Source organism: Mycolicibacterium arcueilense, assembly GCF_058536225.1.
Genome location: NZ_JBZTYL010000022.1, coordinates 223324 through 246179 on the forward strand (window position 1 = coordinate 223324; position 22856 = coordinate 246179).

A 22856-nucleotide genomic window follows, 5' to 3' on the forward strand; every position below is an offset into this window, starting at 1 on the left:
CAGAGTCAAGGACGCCTTCCGTTATGGAAGGAGTGCACTGTGAACGCCCCCGAGCCGAACAAGCTTGAGCCCAATATCCGCCCTGACTGCACCGAGGCACTGACGGACACCCTGCGTCGGCGGATCATGGTGATCGACGGCGCGATGGGCACGGCGATCCAGCGCGACCGGCCGGACGAAGCCGGCTACCGGGGCGAGCGGTTCAAGGACTGGCCCAGCGATCTCCAGGGCAACAACGACCTGCTCAACCTGACGCAGCCGCAGATCATCGAGGCGATCCACCGGGAGTACCTGGAGGCGGGCGCCGACATCCTGGAGACCAACACGTTCAACGCGAACGCGGTCTCGCTCTCCGACTACGACATGGCGGACCTGAGCTACGAGCTGAACTACGCCGGCGCTGCCCTGGCCCGGGCGGCCTGCGACGAGTTCAGCACCCCGGACAAGCCGCGCTACGTGGCCGGGGCGCTGGGCCCGACGACGCGGACCGCGTCGATCTCGCCGGACGTCAACGATCCCGGAGCCCGCAACGTCTCCTACGACCAGCTGGCTGCCGCGTATCTCGAAGCCGCCAACGGGCTGATCGACGGCGGCGCGGACCTCATCATCATCGAGACGATCTTCGACACGCTGAACGCCAAGGCCGCGGTGTTCGCCCTCGAGACGCTGTTCGAGGACCGCGGACGCCGCTGGCCCGTGATCATCTCGGGCACCATCACCGATGCGTCCGGGCGCACACTGTCCGGCCAGGTGACCGAGGCGTTCTGGAACTCGATCCGGCACGCCAACCCGATCGCGGTGGGGCTGAACTGCGCCCTCGGCGCGCCGGAGATGAGGCCCTACATCGCCGAGATGTCGCGGATCGCGGACACCTTCGTCTCCTGCTACCCCAACGCCGGCCTTCCCAACGCGTTCGCCGAGTACGACGAGTCGCCGGAGAGTCAGGCCTCCTACATCGCCGAGTTCGCCGAGGCCGGCCTGATCAACCTGGCCGGTGGTTGCTGCGGAACGACGCCGGCACATATCGCCAAGATCGCCAAGGTCGTCGACGGCAAGCCGCCGCGTGAGGTGCCGGAGATCGAGGTCGCTACCCGGCTCTCGGGCCTGGAGCCGCTCAACATCACCAAGGACTCCCTGTTCGTCAACATCGGTGAGCGCACCAACATCACGGGCTCCGCCCGGTTCCGCAACCTGATCAAGGCCGAGGACTACGACACCGCGTTGTCGGTCGCTTTGCAGCAGGTCGAGGTCGGCGCGCAGGTCATCGACATCAACATGGACGAGGGCATGATCGACGGCGTCGCCGCGATGGACCGGTTCACCAAGCTGATCGCGGCCGAGCCCGACATCAGCCGCGTTCCGGTGATGATCGACTCCTCCAAGTGGGAGGTCATCGAAACCGGCCTGAAGAACGTGCAGGGCAAGCCGATCGTCAACTCGATCTCCATGAAGGAGGGCGAGGAGAAGTTCATCCGCGAGGCGCGGTTGTGCCGCAAGTACGGCGCCGCCGTCGTGGTGATGGCCTTCGACGAGCAGGGGCAGGCCGACAATTTGGAGCGCCGCAAGGAGATCTGCGGGCGCGCCTACCGGATCCTGACCGAAGAGGTCGGCTTCCCGGCCGAGGACATCATCTTCGACCCGAACTGCTTCGCGCTGGCGACCGGTATCGAGGAGCACGCGACCTACGGGATCGACTTCATCCAGGCCTGCGCCTGGATCAAGGAGAACCTTCCCGGGGTGCACATCTCCGGCGGTATCTCGAACGTGTCGTTCTCGTTCCGGGGCAACAACCCCGTCCGCGAGGCGATCCACGCGGTGTTCCTGTTCCACGCCATCAGGGCAGGCCTGGACATGGGCATCGTCAACGCCGGTGCGCTGGTGCCGTACGACTCGATCGATCCCGAGCTACGCGACCGGATCGAGGACGTCGTCCTGAACCGTCGCGAGGATGCGGCCGAGCGGCTCCTGGAGATCGCCGAACGGTTCAACAAGTCGGAGAAATCCGAGGATCCGGCCGCAGCCGAGTGGCGCGGCCTCCCGGTCCGGGAGCGGATCACCCACGCCCTCGTCAAGGGCATCGACGCCCACGTCGACGCCGACACCGAGGAATTGCGGGCCGAGATCGCCGCCGCCGGCGGCCGCCCGATCGAGGTGATCGAGGGCCCGCTGATGGACGGCATGAACGTCGTCGGCGACCTCTTCGGTGCGGGCAAGATGTTCCTGCCCCAGGTGGTGAAGTCGGCCCGGGTGATGAAGAAGGCGGTCGCGTACCTGCTGCCCTACATCGAGGCGGAGAAGGCGCAGAACGGGACGGCCGACTCCAAGGACACCAACGGCACCATCGTGATGGCGACGGTGAAGGGCGACGTCCACGACATCGGCAAGAACATCGTCGGGGTCGTGCTGCAGTGCAACAACTTCGAGGTGATCGATCTCGGTGTGATGGTGCCTGCCCAGAAGATCCTGGACGCGGCGAACGAACACAACGCCGACATCATCGGGCTGTCCGGCCTGATCACCCCGTCCCTGGACGAGATGGTCAACTTCGCCGTCGAGATGGAACGCCAGGGCCTGGAGATCCCGCTGCTGATCGGTGGGGCGACGACCTCGCGCGCCCACACGGCCGTGAAGATATCGCCCCGTCGCAAGGGGCCGGTGGTCTGGGTCAAGGACGCCTCCCGCTCGGTGCCGGTCGCCGCCGCGTTGCTCGACGACAAGCAGCGCCCGGCACTGCTGGAGTCCACCGAGGCCGACTATGCGTCTCTGCGTGAACGGCACGCCCAGAAGAACGAGCGGCCGATGCTGACGCTGGAGAAGGCCCGCGCGAACCGCACGCCGATCGAGTGGGACGGGTACACCCCGCCGGTGCCGGCTCAGGGTGTGGGAGTCCGCGATTTTCACGATTACGACCTGGCCGAGCTGCGGGAGTACATCGACTGGCAGCCGTTCTTCAACGCCTGGGAGATGAAGGGCCGCTTCCCCGACATCCTCAACAACCCGGCGTCGGGCGAGGCCGCCCGCAAGCTGTACGACGACGCCCAGGAGATGCTCGACACCCTGATCAAGGAGAAGTGGCTGCGCGCCAACGGGGTGATCGGGTTCTTCCCGGCGAACGCGGTCGGCGACGACATCGAGGTCTACACCGATGAGACCCGTACCGACGTGCTGACCACGTTGCACAACCTGCGCCAGCAGGGCGAGCACCGCGACGGCATCCCGAACCGGTCGCTGGGTGACTTCATCGCACCGAAGTCCACGGGTCTGGCCGACTACGTCGGGGCCTTCGCGGTCACCGCGGGGCTCGGCAGCCAGGAAAAGATCATGGAGTTCAAGGCCGCCCTCGACGACTACAGCGCGATCCTGCTGGAGTCGCTGGCCGATCGGTTGGCCGAGGCGTTCGCCGAGCGGATGCACCAGCGGGTCCGTGAGGAGTTCTGGGGGTACCAGCCCGACGAGCACCTGGACAACGAGGCGCTCATCGGCGAGAAGTACGTGGGGATCCGCCCGGCCCCCGGCTACCCGGCCTGCCCGGAGCACACCGAGAAGGTCACGCTCTGGAAGTTGATGAACGTCAAGGAGCGCACCGGTATCGAGCTGACGGAGTCGATGGCGATGTGGCCCGGTGCTGCCGTCAGCGGCTGGTACTACTCACACCCGCAGTCGCAGTACTTCGTGGTCGGCCGGATGGCTCAGGATCAGGTCGCCGACTACGCGAAGCGCAAAGGTTGGACCCTCCAGGAAGCCGAGCGTTGGCTCAGCTCCAACCTCGCCTACAACCCGGAGGACTGAGCGAGCCGAAGCTGCTTGAGCCGGAACGGTTCTCGTTCCGGCTCAAGCGCGAGGCGGCTAGGTGAACAGGCTCCGGTTGCGGGCCGCCCACTGCGCGATCGATTCGGCCGGTGTGCCGGTCAACAGCTCGACGTTGTCGTTGGCGGACTGAGGCTCCAGTTCGCCGTCGAAGAGGTCGAGGTACCAATGCGCACCGTCGCCCATGACGGGGCGCAGCAGCGCTTCGGCCTCGGCGCGGTTACATTGCTGCGCGTCGACCGGCAAGCCGATGCCCGCACCTATCTGGCGGGCAATGTCGGCGCGTGACAACGCGACCGGGCCGGTGAGTTCGTACATCGCGCTCAGATGCGCGTCCTGCAGCCCGACCAGCAGGTGCGCCGCCACCCGGGCGATGTCGTCCATCGACACCGGCGATTCGACGTGATCGGGGGCGATGTCGCGGACAGTGCCGGTCTTGATCTGCGGAGCCCACATCGCGAAGTTCTCGCAGAACTCGCCGGGCCCCAGCTGGGTGTGCGCCAGCCCTGAGCCGGTGATGGCCTCGGCGTGCTCCGTCCAATGTGCACCGCCGGACAGCGCCACGATGTACTGCACACCCGCTTGCACCAGCATCTCGAGCGTGGGTCCGACGGTGGCGGGGAACGGCGCCAGATACACCCGCTCGACGCCCTCCAACGCGGCCGGCAGCGTCTCCGGCTTTCCCAGGTATCCGGTGATTGCTGTCACAGATTCCGGCAGTGCCGCCTTCGCCGGGTTTGTGGTCAAAGCGCGGATGCCCCCGGCGCCCAACGTGATCAGCTGATCCACGACGCGCCTGCCGATGTTTCCTGTGGCTCCCGTCACCAATACCGTCATGCTCCCACGCTATCGACGCTGTCCGACAATGCGAGAATGGCTGCCATGCGTGCGGTGCTCTGGGATATGGACGGCACGCTCGTCGACTCCGAAAAGCTGTGGGACATCGCCATGCACGCGCTGTACGCGCGCAACGGCGGCGTTCTGACCGACGAGGTCCGGGAATCCACCGTCGGCGGCTCGGCCGAGACTGTCATGCGCATCGTCTACGACGATCTCGGCCTTGACCCCGATCCTGCCGCGATGGCCGAATCGGCGGACTGGCTGCATGACTACACCGGTGAGCTGTTCGAACAGGGATTGCCGTGGCGGCCCGGGGCCAAGGAGATGCTCGACGGTCTGACCGCCGCCGGGGTCCCGATGGCGCTGGTGACCAACACGCGTCGCGGGCTCACCGAGCGGGCCCTGAAAAGTATTGGCAGCCACTACTTCACGGTGAGCGTCTGCGGTGACGAAGTGGACCGGGCCAAGCCGGCGCCGGATCCCTACCTGCGGGCGGCGCACCTGCTCGGGGTGCCTGTGGAGCACTGTCTGGCCGTGGAGGACTCGGTCACCGGAACGGCGTCGGCCGAAGCCGCCGGTTGCCCGGTGTTGGTGATACCAAACGATGTCGCGGTGCCGGCGGGAACGCGGCGCAGGCACGCCGAGACGCTCGGCGCGCTCGATGTCTCGGACCTGCGGACGATCCATGCCGAGCTGGCGGCGGACACGGACGCACGCAGCGCCTGACCCGCGTCCAATTCAGCTGCCGGATATGGCCCTAGCTGCCGGTCCGCTGTGCCAAGGTGATTGTGATCGGTCACGCAATGGTGCGGAGGGGACACGGTATGGCACACGGTCCGGCAGGTGACGGCACTCCCGCGGTCCACGACGACGACTATTACTCATCCGGACGCAGCGCGGTGCGCATCGCCTCGGTCGCTGCCCTGGGTGGGTTGTTGTTCGGCTACGACAGCGCGGTCATCAACGGTGCGGTCGACGCCATCCAGAAGCACTTCGACATCGACAACAAGATCCTGGGATTCGCAGTCGCCTCTGCGCTGCTCGGTGCGGCTGTAGGTGCGCTCACCGCGGGCCGGATAGCCGACCGGATCGGCCGGATCGCGGTGATGAAGATCGCCGCGGTGCTCTTCTTCATCAGCGCGATCGGCACCGGGCTGGCGCCCAGCGTGTGGGTGGTGGTGTTGTTCCGTGTCGTCGGCGGTATCGGAGTCGGGATCGCCTCGGTGATTGCCCCGGCCTACATCGCCGAGACCTCGCCACCGCGGATCCGCGGCCGGTTGGGATCGCTGCAGCAGCTCGCGATCGTGTGCGGCATCTTCCTGGCCCTGAGTATCGACGCGCTGCTGGCCCACATCGCCGGGGAAGCCGGCAAGGAACTCTGGCTCAACCTGGAGGCCTGGCGGTGGATGTTCCTGTTGATGACGGTTCCCGCTGTCGTGTACGGCCTGCTGACCTTCACCATTCCCGAATCACCGCGGTATCTGGTTGCCACACACCGGATTCCCGAGGCGCGCAAGGTGCTGTCGCGGCTGCTGGGGGAGAAGAACCTGGAGATCACCCTGGGCCGGATCCAGGACACCCTTCAGCAGGAGAAGCCGGCGGCATGGCGCGACCTGCGTAAGCCGGCAGGCGGTGTCTACGGCATCGTGTGGGTGGGCCTGGGGCTGTCGGTGTTCCAGCAGTTCGTCGGCATCAACGTGATCTTCTACTACTCGAATGTGTTGTGGCAGGCCGTCGGATTCGACGAGAGCTCGTCGTTCATCATCACGGTGATCACCTCGGTGACCAACATCGTCACCACGCTGATCGCGATCGCATTGATCGACAAGATCGGCCGCAAGCCGCTGCTGTTGATCGGTTCGGTGGGGATGGCGGTGACACTGGGCACGATGGCGGTCATCTTCGGGACTGCCCAGACACATGAGGTGCTCAACAAGTCGACCGGTCTGATGGAGCTGCAACCGTATCTCGGCGGCATCACCGGGCCGATCGCCCTGGTCGCGGCGAACCTGTTCGTGGTGGCCTTCGGCATGTCCTGGGGCCCGGTGGTGTGGGTGCTGCTCGGCGAGATGTTCCCCAACCGTATCCGGGCGGCCGCGCTCGGCCTGGCCGCCGCCGGGCAGTGGGCAGCGAACTGGCTGATCACTGTGTCGTTCCCGGAACTGCGCAACGTCCTTGGCGTGGCGTACGGCTTCTATGCCATCTGTGCGGTGTTGTCGTTCGTGTTCGTGTGGCGCTGGGTCGAGGAGACCAAGGGCAAGAACCTCGAAGACATGCACGCCAATGCGTTGAGCGCCTAGCGGTCAACCGGCGGGTCCCGGTCCGGCGGCAGCAGAGGTGGCTCGAAATCGTCGGCATACGGCGACCAGCCCACGCTGCGGGCGATCTCGACAGCTGCCTCGACCAGCTTCTCGGGCGAGCAACCCTGGTGGGCCAGATGGACCTCGCAGTGCCCGACGACCACCCAGACGCTGGACAAGTGTGGTTGCACCAGAGCGAACTCGGCGGGATCGGCGCGGTGTGCCGCGTAGGCTCCCTGGGCGGGATCCGCGCCGTAGCGCAGTTCCTCGACCTCGGCGGCGAAGTCCGGCACGGGATGCATCGACAGCGTCAGGGTTGCGGGCGAGGTCGGGTCAGAGCCCCAGGAAGCCGACAGGCAATCGAGCGGCGGGATGGGGTTGGCGCGGCGATTGTTCTGGACCAGGTCCGCAACGGGCAGGTGTTTGGCCAGGATCGTGCGGATTGCCGAGACCCGGGCGGTGTAGGTCGGCAGCGCGTCGCCGACAGATTCGCTCACCCTTCTATGGAACCCCACAAATGGACCCCCTCCGAGCATGAAACAATTCATGCCTGTGAAGACCTTCGAGGCCCTGTTTGCCGAACTCAGCGACAAAGCGCGCACCAGACCTGCCGGTAGCGGCACGGTCGCTGCCCTTGACGCCGGCATCCATGGGCTCGGCAAGAAGATCCTGGAAGAGGCCGGCGAGGTGTGGCTGGCCGCCGAGCACGAGAGCGACGAGTCGCTCGCCGAAGAGGTCAGCCAGTTGCTGTACTGGACCCAGGTGCTGTTGCTCTCCCGGGGCCTGACCCTCGACGACGTCTACCGGAAGTTGTGAGCCGTGGCCGATCAGATGTTGCGCGTCGCGGTGCCCAACAAGGGCTCACTCAGCGAGGCAGCCGGCGAGATCCTCGCCGAGGCCGGATACCGTCGCCGGCGCGACCCCAAGGACCTGACCGTCGTCGACCCGGTCAACAACGTCGAGTTCTTCTTTCTTCGTCCCAAGGACATCGCGATCTACGTGGGTTCGGGTCAGCTCGATCTGGGCATCACCGGACGTGACCTGGCTGCCGACTCCGATGCCCCGGTGCGTGAGCGACTGTCGCTCGGCTTCGGCAACTCCACCTTCCGTTACGCCGGACCCGCCGGCCGGGAGTGGAGCTCGAAGGACCTGGCGGGCAAGCGGATCGCCACCTCATTTCCGAATCTGGTTCGCAAGGACCTTGCCGCGCAGGGCATCGAGGCCTCGGTCATCCGGTTGGACGGTGCCGTGGAGATCTCGATCCAGCTGGGGGTCGCCGACGTGATCGCCGACGTGGTGGGTTCGGGCCGCACCCTGGGCCTGCACGATCTGGTGGCCTTCGGTGCGCCGCTGTGCGAGTCGGAGGCCGTCCTGATCGAACGTGACGGGGCCGACGGTGACGACAATGCCTCGGCGCGCGATCAGCTGACGGCACGCGTGCAGGGCGTGGTGTTCGGCCAGCAGTACCTGATGTTGGATTACGACTGCCCGCGTGCGGTTTTGGAACAGGCCACCGCGGTGACGCCGGGGCTGGAGTCACCGACCATCGCGCCGCTGGCGGATCCGGATTGGGTGGCCGTGCGGGCTCTGGTGCCGCGCCGCGACGTCAACGCGATCATGGATGAGATCGCCGCGATCGGTGCCAAAGCGATACTCGCATCGGATATTCGGTTCTGCCGCTTCTGATCGGCACGCACCGCCGTCTCTGATCGGCGGGTGCCGCGACGTCTTGCGTGTTAGCGTCCGGGGGACAATTCCAGGCCTCGGAGGTTGCCGTGACGCATTTTCTGGTTCTGTTGTTGGCTCTGCTCATCGGCGTGGTGGCCGGATTGCGGGCGTTCACCGCACCGGCCGCGGTGGCCTGGGCCGCTGCACTGAGCTGGATCAACCTCGACGGCACCTGGGCCCAGTGGTTGGCGCACCCGGTCACGGTCACCGTGTTGACCGTTCTCGCTGTGGTGGAGTTGGTTACCGACCAGCTTCCGCGCACGCCGAGTCGTAAGACGCCGGTGCAGTTCGTCGCTCGCCTGCTCACCGGCGCCTTCGCCGGTGCGGTGATCGGTACGGCGTGGGGGTACACCTTCGGTGGTCTGGGCGCGGGTCTCGTCGGCGCGGTGCTGGGAACCTTGGGCGGATACGAGGCACGCAGCCGCCTGGTCGCCCGCAACGATGGGCATGATCTGCCGGTCGCTCTCGTCGAGGATGCGGTCGCCGTGCTCGGCGGTTTCGCGATCGCCGCCCTGACCGCGATCGTCTAGCGCGTGGCGCCCGCGCGGAGTTTCGACGCGATCGTCATCGGCGCGGGTCAGGCCGGGCCGCCGCTGGCGGGCCGGCTGACCGCCGCGGGCCAGACCGTCGCGGTGATCGAACGCAAGCTGGTCGGCGGTACGTGTGTCAACTACGGCTGCATCCCCACCAAGACCCTCGTGGCCAGCGCGCACGCCGCCCACCTGGCACGTCGCGGAGCTGATTTCGGCATCGGCACAGGCGAAGTCGCCGTCGACATGGGCAAGGTCAAGGCCCGCAAGGATGCGATCATGCTGTCCGACCGGCACGGGGTCGAGGACTGGCTGCAGGGCATGGACGGTGCGGAGCTGATCCGCGGACATGCCCGTTTCGTGGACCCGCACACCGTCGACGTCGACGGTGAACTGCTGCGGGCCGAGCGGATCTTCCTCAATGTCGGTGGCCGCGCGGTGGTCCCGGATTTTCCCGGCTTGGACGGCATCGACTACCTGACCAATGTCGGCATCCTGGACCTGGACGTTCTGCCCGAGCACCTCGTGATCGTGGGCGGCAGTTACATCGCTCTGGAATTCGCGCAGATGTACCGGCGGTTCGGTGCGCGGGTGACGGTGATCGAGAAGGGGCCGCGGCTCACCTCCCGTGAGGACGAGGACGTGTCGGCCACGATCGCCGAGGTCCTGCGGGCCGAGGGCATCGGTGTGGTGCTGAACGCCACCGACATCCGGTTCAGCAAGCAGGACGGTGGTTTTGCGGTGATCCCGCGCGACGGCGCCGATCCGATCGTCGGGACACACCTGCTGCTCGCGGTGGGGCGCACACCCAACACCGACGACCTCGGGTTGGAGCACGCCGGCGTGGAGCTCGACGGTCGCGGCTACGTCGTGGTCGATGATCAGCTGCGCACTACGGCCGGGCACATCTGGGCAATGGGGGACTGCAACGGCAAGGGCGCGTTCACCCACACGTCCTACAACGACTTCGAGATCGTCGCCGCCAATCTGCTCGATGACGACCCGCGGCGGGTGAGCGATCGCATCACCACCTACGCGCTCTACATCGATCCACCGCTGGGCCGGGCCGGCATGACCGTCGACCAGGTGCGGCAATCGGGCCGAAAAGCGTTGGTGGGCAAGCGCCCGATGACCCGGGTCGGCCGCGCAGTGGAGAAGGGTGAAACCCAGGGCTTCATGAAGGTGGTGGTGGATGCCGACACCGAAGAGATTCTGGGGGCAGCCATCTTCGGGGTCGGCGGTGACGAGGTGGTGCATTCCATTCTCGACGTCATGACCGCGAAACTGCCCTACACCGCGATATCGCGGACCATGCACATCCATCCCACCGTCAGCGAATTGGTTCCTACGATGCTGCAGGAGCTGAAGCCGCTGGACTGAACGTGCGGCCGATGTTGAGCTGGCGCGTCACCAGCGCGACCCGCTGCCCGAGGTGGTGGCAGGTGCGCACATCGGAGGGATGCACCTGGTCGGGGTTGGCGTCCACGTTGGTCTGAGCGCCGGCGCCCAGGAAGAAGCCGAGCCGGTTGAGATCGTCCTCGCTGCTGAACGAGTGGTTCCAGCCGGTGCTCAAACCCAGGTTGACCCAATGCATGTGGTGTTGGGCGGCGAAGACCACCAATGAACTGAGTGTGTTGAGCTTGTCGCCGCTCTTGCCTCCGGAGTTCGTGAAGCCGGCGGCCACCTTGTCTCGCCAAGTGCCGTCCATGCACCGCCGGCCGGTTTTCTCGGCGAATGTCTGAAATCCTGCCGAGACGTTGCCCATGTAGGTGGGGCAGCCGAAGATCATGGCGTCGATGTTGTCCAGCAGGTCCCAATGCTCGTCGGACATGGTGTCGACGTGGATGACGGTGACGTCGGCGCCGCCGTCACGAGCGCCCGCCGCGACAGCATCGGCCAGGGTTGACGTGTGGCCGAATCCGGAGTGGTAGACCACGGCGATCGTGGGTGCGGCAATGTCAGTTCCATTGTGTGGCATGTTGTTTCCTTCTATCGGGTCCACTAGGTGCCGAGCTTCTTGGCGACGTCCTGATAGCGCCGGGCCCAGTCGGGCAATGGCTGTCCGCCGAGATGCGCCTCGAGCCGGTCCAGATAGGCGTGAGTGCCCGGGTGGAAGCCCTGGCCGTCCGAGACCGTCAGGCCGCGGTGGCTGAACCGCAGCAGGGTGCCGTCGCCGTCGGGGGTCAGTTCGTAGCGCACGACACCGGGCTCGGGAGCGGACAGCACCGCCTGGCTCCATTCGTGCTCGAAAACCCTTGGCGGGTCCCATACCCGGATCCGCCCGGTCATCTTCTTCTGCTGCGGCGGAATCGGAGGTGCATGGGGGATCATCTCGATCGTGCCGCCTTCACGGGCGTCGATCGTCGTTTCGCCCATCCATTGATTGCGCTGCGCGGGATCGGTGATCGCGGCCCACACCGCGTCGACGGGATAGGGGAGGCGCCGCTCGAAATTCAGTGCGGCCCGATCGCCGTCGACGGTGAGTTTTCCTTCACGGCTGGTCATTTCGTCTCCTTGTGGGTCGCTTTGAGGTGACGCTCCAGGGCGTCGAGATGATCGGACCAGTAGCGGCGATACCGCTCGATCCACTCGTCGATCTGCACCAGCCCGTCGGGACGCAGCGCGTAGATGCGGCGCTGCGCGTCGGGCCGTACCTCGACCAGGCCGACCTCCCGCAGCACTCGAAGGTGCCGTGACACGGTGGGTTGGGTCAGCTCCGGGAGGGTGGCCACCAGCTCGCCCGCGGTGCGTTCACCCTCGACGAGGGCGTCGAGCAATACGCGGCGACTGGGTTCGGCGACTGCCTCGAACACGTCCATGCGCCGAGTATTGCACTACATCTATATAGATACAAGAGAATACAAGCCCCGCAATCTCAGCGACGCCTCCGCGAGTCGGCCCGCCGAGACCTGAGCGCAACCCGCTACAGCAGGGTCGCGTAGATTCTTTGAGGATCAATCCGAGCATCTAACGCAGCATTCAACGAAGGCCATCATGTCCGAGGATCAGAACGCAGACGTTCCACCGAATCACCTCTCCATCGACCCGCGGAGCGCCTTCTACGACGAACAGGTGCTCCTCCGCGACGTGGGTATTCGGTTCAACGGCGTCGAGAGAACCAATGTTCACGAATACGACGTGGCCGAGGGTTGGGTGCGTGTTGAAGTGCCTACCGCGAAGGATCGCCGCGGAAATCCTATGGTCGTCAAGCTCAGTGGCACGGTTGAACCTTATTTCCGCTGAGCCCAAATAGCGGACGCCCTTGGGCTTCGGGGGCCTGAAGCAAGCCTTGCGGCCATGCCTCGTCGGACTACAGTGGGCAGGGTCGGGGTGCTCTCTTGAGGCGATGGCCGGAGGTGCGACATGAACCGATTGAAGAAACTCGGAATTATTGCCGCCGGACTAGGTTCGGTTGCGGTACCGATCGGCACCGCAGTCGCCGGGGCCGGGCCGGCTTCGGCCGATCCGGGGCTGTGCGTGAACGGTCCCTACGGCTACGCGCAGGCCTGCGTCGACGTCCCCGGCTGGTACAACGGCTGGTATGACGGTCCGCGGTGGCGCGGCGGCTGGCACGGCGACGACCAGGGCGAGGACGATTAGCCGCAGGATCGGGCAGCGGCCCGTAGCATCCGCAGTTGCCCGATCTCGGCGGCGTTCTTCGTCAGCTCGACGTTCAACCACAGCACCATGTCGGCCAGTGACCGGCCGGAGTCCGGCCCCCACGGAAACGTCGCGGGGACAAGGAGATCCGTGTCGGTCAGCGAATCCAGCAGGCCGCTCCAGCGGGCACTGAGCACCCTGATCCGCTGCACCGCGGCCTCAGGGCCGGGCCAGTCGATCTCGGTACGCGGCGTTGGGGACCTGCCGTCGACGTGGTCCAGGGCGGTCGACCACCAGAAGATCATGTGCCACGTGAGCCAGCCGATGGTCGGAACCGGAATCGGATCGGGCTCGGTATCCGCCCAGTCCGGCCACCATCGACCTGCTGAGTCCTGGTGCACTGTCCACACCAGAGGGCCGGGCTCCCACAGGTGATCCTCGTCGGACAGGGCGGAGAGGTGCAGGTCGGCCAGCGCCCAGGCCAGGTCGAACTGACGGCGCAGCTCGGTGATCACGGTGTCCGCATCACCAGCAGTGTCTGCGCCGAGGTTCCGATGAACCCTTTGCGGTCAAAGATTTCCGCCGTCGTCGCACCGACACCGTCCGGTCCGATGGAACCGCGGGCCCGCACCGCGAAGTCCGAGCCTTCTGGAAGCCGGTGCAGATGCACCGCGGTGTCGGTGTTCATGAAGATGAACTTCTCCGGATCCAACGCTGCGCCAATACCGTTGGCGGAATCCACCACGAGCGCCAGGCGCTGCAAGGCCGTCGTCTCCTCGTCGTCGACCACGGGTGTCAACGGACTCATCCATGCCGCGGCGGCCTCGCCCTCGGCGGTGCGCTGCCGCCGCCAGGACACACTTTCCAGATAGCCCGGTGCCCCTTCCCAGTTGTGCGCGACGTCGGCGGCCTCGCCTTCCACCAACGGGGCAAAGCGGTCGGTGGCCACGTCACTGGTGTCGCTGGGAGCCAGCAGCCACGCCGTCACCCGCGCCACCGCGCGCCACGTGCCGTCGGGACGAGCCGCCTCCATCTCCGAGGCGACCATCGAGATCCGTGACCCGGGCCGGTCCACCCAGGCCCGGACCCGCACCGGCGCAACGGGAATGGCGCCGAGGATGTCCAGGGTCAACCGTCCCACCCGCAGGCCCGAGCCCGCGGTCAGCTCCTCGATCACCTTGGTCAGCAGTGCCAGCGGCGGTGAGCCGTGCTGAATGGCCGGATCCCAGTTGCTCCGCGTGTCAGCGGTGGATTCGAACAGCTGGTACTCACCATCGGTACCGAGCCGATGGTAGTGACACCCGATCATGCAGCTCCTGATTCTGGCCACCCGGGATACGGCGGCGGGGTGCCGCCGAACGCCGGACACAAACTCTGATGCGCACACCACGAGCACAACCGCGACGGGTTGGGCCGGAAGTCACCCGTGGCCCCGGCCGCCTGGATGGCCTTCCAGATCGCCATCAGCGTGCGCTCGAACCGCAACAGCTCGTCGTGCGCGGGGGAGTAGTCGAGCACCTGGCCGTCGGCCAGATACAGCAGCCGCAGCCGCGACGGCATCACTCCACGCGAACGCAGCAGCGCCACGGCATAGAACTTCATCTGGAACATCGCCTTGAACTCGGCCTGCGCCCGCGCCTCCGGCGGGGCCTTGCCGGTCTTGTAGTCGACGACGCGCAACTCGCCGGAGGGGGCGACATCGATCCGGTCGACGAATCCGCGCAACAGGGTGCCGTCGGCCAGTTCGACCTCGAGCCGGTGCTCGCAGCACTGCGGATCGAACCGCGTCGGATCTTCCAGGCGGTAGTACCCCGACAACAGAGCCCTGGCCTCTGCGAGCAACGTGTCCGGATACTCGGTGTCGGCCAGCTCGGGCTCGGCAGCGACGACCTGCTCCCACGCCGGCTCGACCAGCGTCAGCGCGGTGTCATGCACCCGCTCGGCCGCGGGCAGCCCATAGAGCTGCTCCAACGCGGCGTGCACCAGCGACCCGCGCAGCTGCGCCGTGGACCGCGGCTCGGGGAGCCGGTCGATGGCGCGAAACCGGTAGAGCAGCGGGCACTGCTTGAAATCGCCGGCGCGCGACGGTGACAGCGCCGGGCGGCGCGGCGTCGGGGCCGGTTCTTCACTCACACCGGTAAGCCTAGGACCGGGCTCCGACAAATTTGCACAACCCCGGGCACCCGGCCCGGTGCGGGTACTGGCAGGCTGGACGTCCGTGGCAGGGAAGAGACCGACCGGACCGTTTGCCGTTGGCGACCGGGTGCAACTCACCGACGCCAAGGGCCGGCGCTACACGATGGTGCTCAATCCCGGCGGTGAGTTCCACACCCATCGCGGCATCATCGCCTTCGACAACGTGATCGGGCTGCCGGAAGGCAGCGTGGTCAAATCCACCAACGGCGACCAGTTCCTGGTGCTGCGACCGCTGCTGGTCGACTACGTGATGTCGATGCCGCGCGGTGCGCAGGTGATCTATCCGAAGGACGCCGCGCAGATCGTCCACGAGGGTGACATCTTCCCGGGCGCCCGGGTGTTGGAGGCCGGTGCCGGATCCGGCGCGCTGACCTGCTCGCTGCTGCGGGCCGTCGGCCCCGAGGGCCGGGTGACGTCGTACGAGATCCGTGACGATCACGCGCCGACCGCCGAGAAGAATGTCATCACGTTCTTCGGTGAGCGCCCGGAGAACTGGGACCTGGTGATCGCCGACCTCGCCGACTACGACGGCCCGGAGCAAGACCGCGTGGTGCTGGACATGCTGGCGCCCTGGGAGGTGCTGCCCGCCGTCTCCAAGGCGCTGGTCGCCGGTGGCGTGCTGATGATCTACGTCGCCACCGTCACCCAGCTGTCGCGGGTCGTGGAGGCGCTGCGTGAACAGCAGTGCTGGACCGAACCGCGGGCCTGGGAGAGCATGCAGCGCGGCTGGCACGTGGTGGGTCTGGCGGTGCGCCCGGAACACAACATGCGCGGCCACACCGCGTTTCTGGTCAGTGCGCGCAAATTGGCGCCGGGCGCGGTGGCGCCGGTCCCGCTGCGCAAGAAGCGTCAACTCGCTGTCCAGGCCGCCGTCGACGCCGCCCTCGAATCTGAGTCGGGCGCCTGACGGCGTATCGGTCGTCGTCGTTTTTTGCATAGCGGTTGCTTCGTGGCCGCAATCACTGCCCTCAGGTCGAAAACGGCGCGCCTGGCGATCCGCGCGCTGACGGGTCAGTCTTCGCTGTGGTGCAGGCCCCGCCGGGTGGAGAGCAGCTCGAGTTCGGGGCGGCCGGCCACCATCCGCTCGGCGGCATCGAGCACGTCGACCACGTGGTGACGGTCGGCGGCGACGAGAGCGACGCCGATGCCGGCGCGGCGGTGCAGATCCTGGGTTCCGGTTTCGGCCGCCGACACCGCGAGCTTGCGCTGAAGCTCGGCGATCACCGGTCGGATGACCGAGCGCTTCTGTTTGAGCGAATGCACGTCACCGAGCAACAGGTCGAACTCCAGCCAACCGATCCACATGAGTCAGCGGGGCGGTGTCGGGGCGGGCGGTGTGGATGCCTCGGCACCCGCACCCATGACCAGCAACATGTCGGCGGTGTGTCTGGTCAATTGCCAGCCGTCGCCGTGCGGGGTGAATTCCATCGGGAAGCTGAAGGTGCGGTCCGAATGCTCGCCGCCCGCGGTGGCCTTGACGGTTGCCACCACGTTCTTCGGCTCGGTCGGCGAGAAGGCCAGGTCGGTGGCCTCGAAGGTCAGCGGCATGAAGCCGTTGTCGGCCAATGCACGGCCGAACTTGTCCAGCGCCGCGGCGTCCTCGGCGGTGCCCTGTTCCACCAGGACCACCTTGTCGGCTCCGGGGACGTTGACGTCGGCCAACCGGTCCAGCACCCCGGTCAGCGCCTCGGGGGCAGGCAGCGGTGCCGAGGGCGGTGCCGCCGGCATGGTCGTCGACACCGCGCTGGTGGTCGGGTGTGATCTCTTGGCCGGGTGCTCGCCACTACTACACCCGCAGAGCCCAAGTGCCGCCACGATCGTGGCGGCACTCAGGACTGCGATACGGCTGTGGTTCAACTACCTACTCAGCCGACAGAGGACAGCAGGTTCAGGGCCGACCCCTTGGAGATCTGCCAACCGGTCGGGCTCGGGCCCGCCACGAACTGGATGTTCTGGGTGGCGGTGCCGCCGGTCGCCGAGGTGGCGGTGACGTCGGCGTAGGCCACGCCGCCCTGGTCATCGATGTTGGCGATGTCGAAGGTCAGCGGGAACTTTCCTTCAGCGGCGGCCTTGCTGTACGCGCGGTCGGCGGCGATGCTCTCGATCCGGCCGATGCCGCCCTGGATGTAGGGGGCCTTGCCGCTGAACGAGCCGCCGCTGGCGAGCGCCTGCAGGGTCTGCACCAGTGGCGACGCCAGGTCCGGTGCCGGGGTGGCCGGCAGGGGCGCGTCGAACACCACCGGCTGGATGGCCGGGGCGGCCGACATGCCGCTGGATGCAATAGAAGTCACACCCGCCGCTGCTCCGCCCACCACGGCGGCGGCAGCAGCTGCGGTGATAAAGCCGGTAACGAGGGTTTTCAAGGCCACGATTGTCCTTTCGATCGGACCAACTGAACTAAGAGGCTAACAGTGGTGCTGGTGTGTCTCGTTCCTAGAGCGCACACAATGGCTGAATCGCCGGTAGCGTTGAAGTTGTTACTGCACCAACTTACGGTGCGGGAGGGAGCGCAATATGAGTGAGTCAGAGCGTTCGGACGGCCATGCCGAGAGTTTCTCGGCCGGCCACCCGCAACCCATGTCCAGCGATGATGCCGCCGAGCTCGAATCGCTGCGCCGTGAGGCTGCGGTTCTGCGTGAGCAATTGGAGAATGCGGTAGGGCCCCAGAGTGGGCTGCGAAGTGCCCGTGACGTCCACCAGCTTGAAGCCCGGATCGACTCGCTCGCATCGCGCAACGCCAAGCTGATGGACACCCTCAAGGAAGCCCGCCAGCAGTTGCTCGCCCTCCGCGAGGAGGTGGACCGGCTGGGCCAGCCGCCCAGTGGCTACGGCGTGCTGCTCGGCACCCACGAGGACGACACCGTCGACGTGTTCACCTCCGGCCGCAAGATGCGACTCACCTGCTCTCCGAACATCGAGACCTCCTCGCTCAAGCAGGGCCAGACGGTCCGGCTCAACGAGGCGCTCACCGTGGTCGAGGCGGGCAACTTCGAGTCTGTCGGCGAGATCAGCACGTTGCGCGAGATCCTGGCCGACGGACACCGAGCCCTGGTGGTCGGGCATGCCGACGAGGAACGCATCGTCTGGTTGGCCGAGCCTCTGATCGCCGCCGAGGACCTGCCAGAAGATTCCGACGGCGCTCTCGACGACGGCCGGCCCCGCAAACTGCGTCCCGGCGATTCGCTGCTGGTCGACACCAAGGCCGGGTACGCCTTCGAGCGGATTCCCAAGGCCGAGGTCGAGGACCTGGTGCTCGAAGAGGTGCCCGACGTCAGCTACAACGACATCGGTGGTCTGGGTCGGCAGATCGAGCAGATCCGCGACGCCGTGGAGCTGCCCTTCCTGCACAAGGAGCTCTACCGGGAGTACTCGCTGCGGCCGCCGAAAGGTGTGCTGCTCTACGGTCCGCCCGGGTGCGGCAAGACGCTCATCGCCAAGGCGGTGGCGAACTCGCTGGCCAAGAAGATGGCCGAGGTTCGTGGCGACGACGCCCGCGAGGCGAAGAGCTACTTCCTCAACATCAAGGGCCCCGAGCTGCTGAACAAGTTCGTCGGTGAGACCGAACGTCACATCCGGCTGATCTTCCAGCGTGCCCGTGAGAAGGCGTCCGAAGGCACCCCGGTGATCGTGTTCTTCGACGAGATGGACTCGATCTTCCGTACCCGCGGCACCGGCGTCAGTTCAGATGTCGAGACAACGGTTGTGCCGCAGCTGCTTTCGGAGATCGACGGCGTGGAGGGGCTGGAGAACGTCATCGTCATCGGCGCCTCCAACCGCGAGGACATGATCGATCCGGCGATCCTGCGGCCCGGCCGCCTGGACGTCAAGATCAAGATCGAGCGGCCCGACGCCGAGTCGGCGCAGGACATCTTCTCGAAGTACCTGACCGAGGCGCTTCCGGTGCACGCCGACGATCTCGCCGAGTTCGGTGGCGACCGGTCGCTGACGATCAAGACGATGATCGAGAAGGTCGTGGACCGGATGTACGCCGAGATCGACGACAACCGGTTCCTGGAGGTCACCTACGCCAACGGTGACAAGGAAGTCATGTACTTCAAGGACTTCAACTCCGGCGCCATGATCCAGAACGTCGTCGACCGGGCGAAGAAGAACGCCATCAAGAGTGTGCTGGAGACCGGTCAGCCCGGTCTGCGCATCCAGCACCTGTTGGATTCGATCGTCGACGAGTTCGCCGAGAACGAGGACCTGCCCAACACCACCAATCCCGATGACTGGGCCAGGATCTCGGGCAAGAAGGGCGAGCGGATCGTCTACATCCGCACGCTCGTCACCGGGAAGAGCTCGTCGGCGAGCCGTGCCATTGATACCGAATCGAACCTGGGCCAGTACCTGTAGTAGCGGAGGTCGGGGGCCGTGCACCCGCCACGGTTCCCGGCCGGCCGCCCACACCGCCGGGCAGCGATGCCGCCCCCGGGCGGCACCGACCCCATCCACGGATCGAATCCTGGGTCAATGCATGCCATTTCGCGCTGTTTGCGGTGCCCTCAGACGCGCTTCCTGAACTCTGACTCGCGCTGAACATGTTGATGGCAACCAACCGCCGTGGCCTGACGGGCTAGGGTGGTGGGCTGCCACAACAGGAGGGTGATGTCCCGTGAGCCGGCGGTATCTCGGACTGGCGATGCTGATGTTCTTGCTCTGTCTGATGAACGCGATTGCGCCCCGGGCGTCGGCACAACCTGAACCGGAACCGGACCCTCGATCCATCACTGTCGCCGTCCATGCTCTCGAGCCGTTTGTCATGGAGACCGGCAGTGACACCCTCACCGGGTTCTCGATCGATCTGTGGGAGGAGATCGCCCAGCGTCTCGACTGGGAGAGCGACTATCAGAAGTGGGACGACGTTCGCGGCCAATTGCAGGCCGTGGCAGATGGCAAGGCAGAGGTGGCGATCGGGGCGATCTCCCTGACTTCGGCGCGGGAGAGGATGTTCGACTTCTCCCAACCCACCCTCGACGCGGGGCTGCAGATCATGGTGCCGGTGCACGACACCACCCCGTCCACACCCGGACTGGCCGGGTTTCTGGGCCTGATCTTTTCCAAAACCATGCTGGTCTGGCTGATGGCGGCGGTGGTGGTGAGTGTGTTGCCCGCGCACATCTTCTGGCTGGTGGAACGGCGGCACGCGAGTCCGGCCGTGTCCCGCGCGTACTTGCCTGGCATTTTCCAGTCGTTCGGGTGGAGCGTTGGTTCCCTGGTCGGTCGGAGCAGCACCGCACCGCGGCGCTGGGTCACCAAATCGTTGGCGATCCTGTGGGGTTTCGCCGGAATCGTCTTCGTCGCGTTCTACTCGGCCAATCTGACGGCCACACTCACGGTTGCGAAGCTGGAATCGAAGATCAGCGGACCCGCCGACCTGTACGACAAGACTGTCGCCACCGTCGCGGACACCACCTCGGCGTCCTACCTACGCGGCATGGGGGTGAGCGCCACCGAGATGCACTCCATCGAGGAGTGCTACGAGGCCTTGCGTGAAGATGGTTACGACGCAGTGGTTTTCGATGCCCCGGTGCTTCGATACTATGCCGCCCATCGCGGTGACGGCGTCGGGGTGATGGCAGGCCCGGTGTTTCAGGACGAGAACCACGGGTTCGTCTTCGCCGTCGGAAGCAAGCTCCGCAAACCGATCGACCAGGCGCTGTTGCGAATGCGTGAAGACGGTTCCTACGACATGATCAAGGAGAAATGGTTCGGCGACGACGTCGCCACCTCGGCGGCCAATCCGAACTGACCGGGTGGTCAGTCCGGGACGGTGGCCGAGGGGATGTCCGCGCCGATCGCAGCCAGCTCCTCGAGCACGACGGAGACGGCCGGGCGCGCCGCCGCGCCCGTGCGGGTGACCGCCTCCACCCGGCGGGCCACCGAGATATCGGTGATCGGCAGCCGCACCAGCTCGCGGGTCAGCCTCACGTAGCGGGGCATCAGGGCGATCCCGGCGCCCACCTGTACCAGCTCCTCGACCACGCGGAAATCGTTGATTCGCTGCGTGATTCGTGGTTGGACGCCGGACAGGATCGCTATCGAGTTGAGTACGTCGTCGACCATCAGTCCACCCTCGACGCCGATCCAGCGTTCGTCGGCCAGGTCGGCCAGCCTTACCTGATCCCTGCCGGCGAAGCGGTGCCCGGCGGGTACCACGACATCCAACGGCTCGCGTAACAGTTCTTCTGCCTCGAAGCGCGGGCCCCAGGAGGCGGGGTCGCGCTCGTCGCGGTGGACCACCACGACATCGAAGTCGGCCAGTTGTGCCGGTGCCCGGGACGCCGGCACGTCGACGTCGCGCCCGAGCACCTGGACCCCGCGCTCGGCCGCCCGGATGACCAACGGGGCCAGCAGCATTGCCGCACCAGAGGGGAAGAACGACACACTGACCGTGCCCCGGGGAGTGCTGCGGTAGGCGTCCATCTCGCTCCGGGCCCGGTCCAGTGCCGCCAACACGGCGTCGGCGTGGCCCACCAGGACCTGTCCGGCATCGGTCAGACGTACCCGTCTGCCCTCGGGTTCGATCAGCGGTACGCCCGCCTCGCGTTGCAGGATCTTGAGTTGCTGTGAGACCGCCGAGGGCGTCATGGACAGCACCTGGGCCACCGCGGCAACGGTGCCGTGGTCGGCGAGTTCACGCAGCATCCGCAGGCGTCCGGCATCCATAAAGTAATGCTACATATAAACAGTAGAAACATTAGCTTGACTGAACTATTGGGCAGGCGACACGCTGATTCGCATGACCCGTCGCACCGACCTCTGTTTGCTTGCCGTGGCGGTGGTGTGGGGTTCGAGCTACCTGGCCACCAAGGAAATCGTCACGGCGCAAACGGTTTTCGTGATACTGGTGGTGCGGTTCGCGGTCGCGGCCACGGTGCTGGCCGCGGTCGTGTCCCGGCGGTTGCCGGAGCTGACCCGCACCGAGGTGGTTTCGGGCGTCGTCGGTGGGGGTCTGCTGGCTGCCGTCTGTGTCGCCGAAACCTATGGTGTGACAATGACTTCGGCGTCCAACGCCGGGCTGATAATGGCGCTCACCATCGTGGCCACGCCGGCGATGCAGCGCCAGCGGGTAGACCACCGCTTCTATCTCGCGGCGACGCTGGCGGTGATCGGTTGTGCGTTGCTCACTCAATCCGGCGGCCTGACCGTCCCGCGCACCGGGGACATCGTGATGGTGATCGCCGCCCTGTTGCGGGCGGTCCACGTCACCGTCATGGCACGCTTCTCCGACGGCCGCGGGATCGATTCGGCACGAACCACTTTGGTGCAACTGCTGACGGTTGCTGCGGTGGCGTCGGCGCTGTGCGTGGCGTCTGGGCAGTCGGTCGTCGCGACGACGGTCGCCCACGGCCCGGCTGAATGGGCCCTTGTCGGCTACCTGGCGCTGGCGTGCACGGTGTTCGCGTTCCTGGTCCAGCTGCGGGCGCTGAGCACGACCAGCCCGGCCAGGGTCAGCCTGCTGGTGGGTACCGAGCCGCTGTGGGCCGGGATCTTCGGCGTCGCCTTCGCCGGCGATCCCGTCACCGGTGCCGGCAGTGCCGGGGCCGTACTGGTGGTGACCGGTGCCGGCTGGGGGCGGATGGTGCTGGGCTACGGATCACGTGGTGTTGCCCGTAGTGCGATCCGGCGAGCAACGCGGAGCCGTCGATTGCAGGGGAAAGGTCCGAGGCTATTCGATCGGGACATTATCGTGCGCCACACCAGCGATTATTAAATTTCGATTGGAATTTTTCCAATGAAATGTTGTCGGGAAATGGTTGCGGATGCGTTCGGTTGACCTGTTCGGGTCGGCGTGGGGGACTGGGTGGAGACGGCCGCGGGCGACGAGCTGGTACCCCCGCCCAAGTGTAAC

The 22856-nt window shown here is 66.3% G+C and carries 25 protein-coding genes; 13 read left to right on the plus strand and 12 right to left on the minus strand.

Annotated elements, in window-relative coordinates; genetic code table 11:
• The first annotated feature begins 39 nt into the window (after positions 1–39).
• Positions 40–3789, plus strand: a complete 3750-nt coding sequence (gene metH, locus AC4LGL_RS22155; RefSeq protein ID WP_491840637.1) for a methionine synthase — start codon at positions 40–42, stop codon at positions 3787–3789.
• A gap of 57 nt (positions 3790–3846) precedes the next feature.
• Here metH and AC4LGL_RS22160 read toward each other — a convergent pair whose 3' ends face one another.
• Positions 3847–4644: an SDR family oxidoreductase gene (locus AC4LGL_RS22160; RefSeq protein WP_491840638.1), complete on the minus strand. Its 798-nt coding sequence runs from the start codon at positions 4642–4644 to the stop codon at positions 3847–3849.
• 45 nt (positions 4645–4689) lie between these two features.
• On the opposite strand from AC4LGL_RS22160, the gene AC4LGL_RS22165 reads away from it, so the two are divergent.
• Positions 4690–5373: an HAD family hydrolase gene (locus AC4LGL_RS22165; protein ID WP_491840766.1), complete on the plus strand. Its 684-nt coding sequence runs from the start codon at positions 4690–4692 to the stop codon at positions 5371–5373.
• A 98-nt stretch (positions 5374–5471) separates the two neighbouring features.
• Positions 5472–6947 (plus strand): sugar porter family MFS transporter, encoded by a 1476-nt coding sequence (locus AC4LGL_RS22170; RefSeq protein WP_491840639.1) that lies wholly within the window; start codon positions 5472–5474, stop codon positions 6945–6947.
• On the opposite strand, the gene AC4LGL_RS22175 is transcribed toward AC4LGL_RS22170, so the two are convergent.
• Positions 6944–7444 carry a DUF7956 family protein gene (locus tag AC4LGL_RS22175; protein WP_491840640.1) on the minus strand — a complete coding sequence of 167 codons (501 nt, stop codon included), beginning with the start codon at positions 7442–7444 and terminating at the stop codon, positions 6944–6946. The two genes, AC4LGL_RS22170 and AC4LGL_RS22175, sit on opposite strands and share 4 nt — an antisense overlap.
• A 37-nt stretch (positions 7445–7481) precedes the next feature.
• On the opposite strand from AC4LGL_RS22175, the gene AC4LGL_RS22180 reads away from it, so the two are divergent.
• From AC4LGL_RS22180 to AC4LGL_RS22195, 4 genes are all read left to right on the plus strand, one after another.
• A complete protein-coding gene (locus AC4LGL_RS22180) occupies positions 7482–7763 on the plus strand; it encodes a phosphoribosyl-ATP diphosphatase (RefSeq protein ID WP_491840641.1) in 282 nt (93 codons plus the stop codon).
• A gap of 15 nt (positions 7764–7778) precedes the next feature.
• Positions 7779–8633, plus strand: coding sequence for an ATP phosphoribosyltransferase (hisG, locus tag AC4LGL_RS22185; RefSeq protein ID WP_491840767.1), 855 nt, complete (start codon positions 7779–7781; stop codon positions 8631–8633).
• An 89-nt stretch (positions 8634–8722) separates the two neighbouring features.
• Positions 8723–9205, plus strand: a complete 483-nt coding sequence (locus tag AC4LGL_RS22190) for a DUF4126 family protein (RefSeq protein ID WP_135360690.1) — start codon at positions 8723–8725, stop codon at positions 9203–9205.
• Positions 9206–9208: 3 nt separating this feature from the next.
• Entirely contained in the window at positions 9209–10585 is a 1377-nt protein-coding gene (locus tag AC4LGL_RS22195; RefSeq protein WP_491840642.1) for an FAD-containing oxidoreductase, read from the plus strand.
• Here AC4LGL_RS22195 and AC4LGL_RS22200 read toward each other — a convergent pair.
• Genes AC4LGL_RS22200 through AC4LGL_RS22210 form a run of 3 tightly spaced genes read right to left on the minus strand, consistent with a single transcriptional unit; the run spans position 10551 to position 12024 of the window.
• On the minus strand, positions 10551–11183 hold the full coding sequence (locus AC4LGL_RS22200; protein WP_491840643.1) for a flavodoxin family protein: 633 nt from the start codon (positions 11181–11183) through the stop codon (positions 10551–10553). The genes AC4LGL_RS22195 and AC4LGL_RS22200 overlap by 35 nt on opposite strands.
• Positions 11184–11206: 23 nt before the next feature.
• Positions 11207–11710, minus strand: coding sequence for an SRPBCC family protein (locus tag AC4LGL_RS22205; protein WP_491840644.1), 504 nt, complete (start codon positions 11708–11710; stop codon positions 11207–11209).
• Positions 11707–12024, minus strand: a complete 318-nt coding sequence (locus tag AC4LGL_RS22210) for an ArsR/SmtB family transcription factor (RefSeq protein WP_491840645.1) — start codon at positions 12022–12024, stop codon at positions 11707–11709. Before AC4LGL_RS22210 ends, AC4LGL_RS22205 begins: the two co-directional genes overlap by 4 nt.
• A gap of 175 nt (positions 12025–12199) precedes the next feature.
• Here AC4LGL_RS22210 and AC4LGL_RS22215 point away from each other — a divergent pair, with 175 nt between their 5' ends.
• Both AC4LGL_RS22215 and AC4LGL_RS22220 read left to right on the plus strand, forming a co-directional pair.
• Complete coding sequence (locus AC4LGL_RS22215) at positions 12200–12448, plus strand: DUF3297 family protein (RefSeq protein WP_491840646.1); 249 nt, start codon at positions 12200–12202, stop codon at positions 12446–12448.
• 120 nt (positions 12449–12568) lie between these two features.
• Positions 12569–12805, plus strand: a complete 237-nt coding sequence (locus AC4LGL_RS22220; protein ID WP_491840647.1) for a hypothetical protein — start codon at positions 12569–12571, stop codon at positions 12803–12805.
• On the opposite strand, the gene AC4LGL_RS22225 is transcribed toward AC4LGL_RS22220, so the two are convergent.
• From AC4LGL_RS22225 to AC4LGL_RS22235, 3 genes are read right to left on the minus strand one after another with little or no spacing between them, the layout of a single operon-like run.
• The gene (locus AC4LGL_RS22225; protein ID WP_491840648.1) at positions 12802–13320 is read right to left on the minus strand and encodes a DinB family protein; all 519 of its coding nucleotides are present in this window, start codon (positions 13318–13320) and stop codon (positions 12802–12804) included. The two genes, AC4LGL_RS22220 and AC4LGL_RS22225, sit on opposite strands and share 4 nt — an antisense overlap.
• On the minus strand, positions 13317–14114 hold the full coding sequence (locus tag AC4LGL_RS22230) for a thioesterase family protein (RefSeq protein WP_491840649.1): 798 nt from the start codon (positions 14112–14114) through the stop codon (positions 13317–13319). The genes AC4LGL_RS22225 and AC4LGL_RS22230 overlap by 4 nt, the downstream gene beginning before the upstream one ends.
• On the minus strand, positions 14111–14938 hold the full coding sequence (locus AC4LGL_RS22235; protein WP_491840650.1) for a RecB family exonuclease: 828 nt from the start codon (positions 14936–14938) through the stop codon (positions 14111–14113). The genes AC4LGL_RS22230 and AC4LGL_RS22235 overlap by 4 nt, the downstream gene beginning before the upstream one ends.
• An 85-nt stretch (positions 14939–15023) precedes the next feature.
• Between AC4LGL_RS22235 and AC4LGL_RS22240 the strand changes: the two genes are divergently transcribed.
• Positions 15024–15908, plus strand: a complete 885-nt coding sequence (locus AC4LGL_RS22240; protein ID WP_491840651.1) for a tRNA (adenine-N1)-methyltransferase — start codon at positions 15024–15026, stop codon at positions 15906–15908.
• A 104-nt stretch (positions 15909–16012) separates the two neighbouring features.
• Here AC4LGL_RS22240 and AC4LGL_RS22245 read toward each other — a convergent pair whose 3' ends face one another.
• From AC4LGL_RS22245 to AC4LGL_RS22255, 3 genes are read right to left on the minus strand one after another with little or no spacing between them, the layout of a single operon-like run.
• A complete protein-coding gene (locus tag AC4LGL_RS22245) occupies positions 16013–16306 on the minus strand; it encodes a DUF503 domain-containing protein (RefSeq protein ID WP_491840652.1) in 294 nt (97 codons plus the stop codon).
• 3 nt (positions 16307–16309) lie between these two features.
• On the minus strand, positions 16310–16858 hold the full coding sequence (lppK, locus tag AC4LGL_RS22250; RefSeq protein WP_491840653.1) for a lipoprotein LppK: 549 nt from the start codon (positions 16856–16858) through the stop codon (positions 16310–16312).
• An 8-nt stretch (positions 16859–16866) separates the two neighbouring features.
• Positions 16867–17370: an MTB12 family secreted protein gene (locus AC4LGL_RS22255; RefSeq protein WP_491840654.1), complete on the minus strand. Its 504-nt coding sequence runs from the start codon at positions 17368–17370 to the stop codon at positions 16867–16869.
• Between the two features lie 145 nt (positions 17371–17515).
• Between AC4LGL_RS22255 and arc the strand changes: the two genes are divergently transcribed.
• Together arc and AC4LGL_RS22265 are read left to right on the plus strand one after the other, a co-directional pair.
• Positions 17516–19357 (plus strand): proteasome ATPase, encoded by a 1842-nt coding sequence (gene arc / locus AC4LGL_RS22260; protein ID WP_491840655.1) that lies wholly within the window; start codon positions 17516–17518, stop codon positions 19355–19357.
• A gap of 259 nt (positions 19358–19616) precedes the next feature.
• Positions 19617–20753 carry a transporter substrate-binding domain-containing protein gene (locus AC4LGL_RS22265; RefSeq protein WP_491840656.1) on the plus strand — a complete coding sequence of 379 codons (1137 nt, stop codon included), beginning with the start codon at positions 19617–19619 and terminating at the stop codon, positions 20751–20753.
• An 8-nt stretch (positions 20754–20761) separates the two neighbouring features.
• Here the strand turns inward: AC4LGL_RS22265 and AC4LGL_RS22270 are convergent, their stop codons facing one another.
• Positions 20762–21670: a LysR family transcriptional regulator gene (locus AC4LGL_RS22270; RefSeq protein ID WP_491840657.1), complete on the minus strand. Its 909-nt coding sequence runs from the start codon at positions 21668–21670 to the stop codon at positions 20762–20764.
• Positions 21671–21743: 73 nt separating this feature from the next.
• Between AC4LGL_RS22270 and AC4LGL_RS22275 the strand changes: the two genes are divergently transcribed.
• Positions 21744–22718 carry a DMT family transporter gene (locus AC4LGL_RS22275; RefSeq protein ID WP_491840658.1) on the plus strand — a complete coding sequence of 325 codons (975 nt, stop codon included), beginning with the start codon at positions 21744–21746 and terminating at the stop codon, positions 22716–22718.
• The last annotated feature ends 138 nt before the right edge of the window (positions 22719–22856 follow it).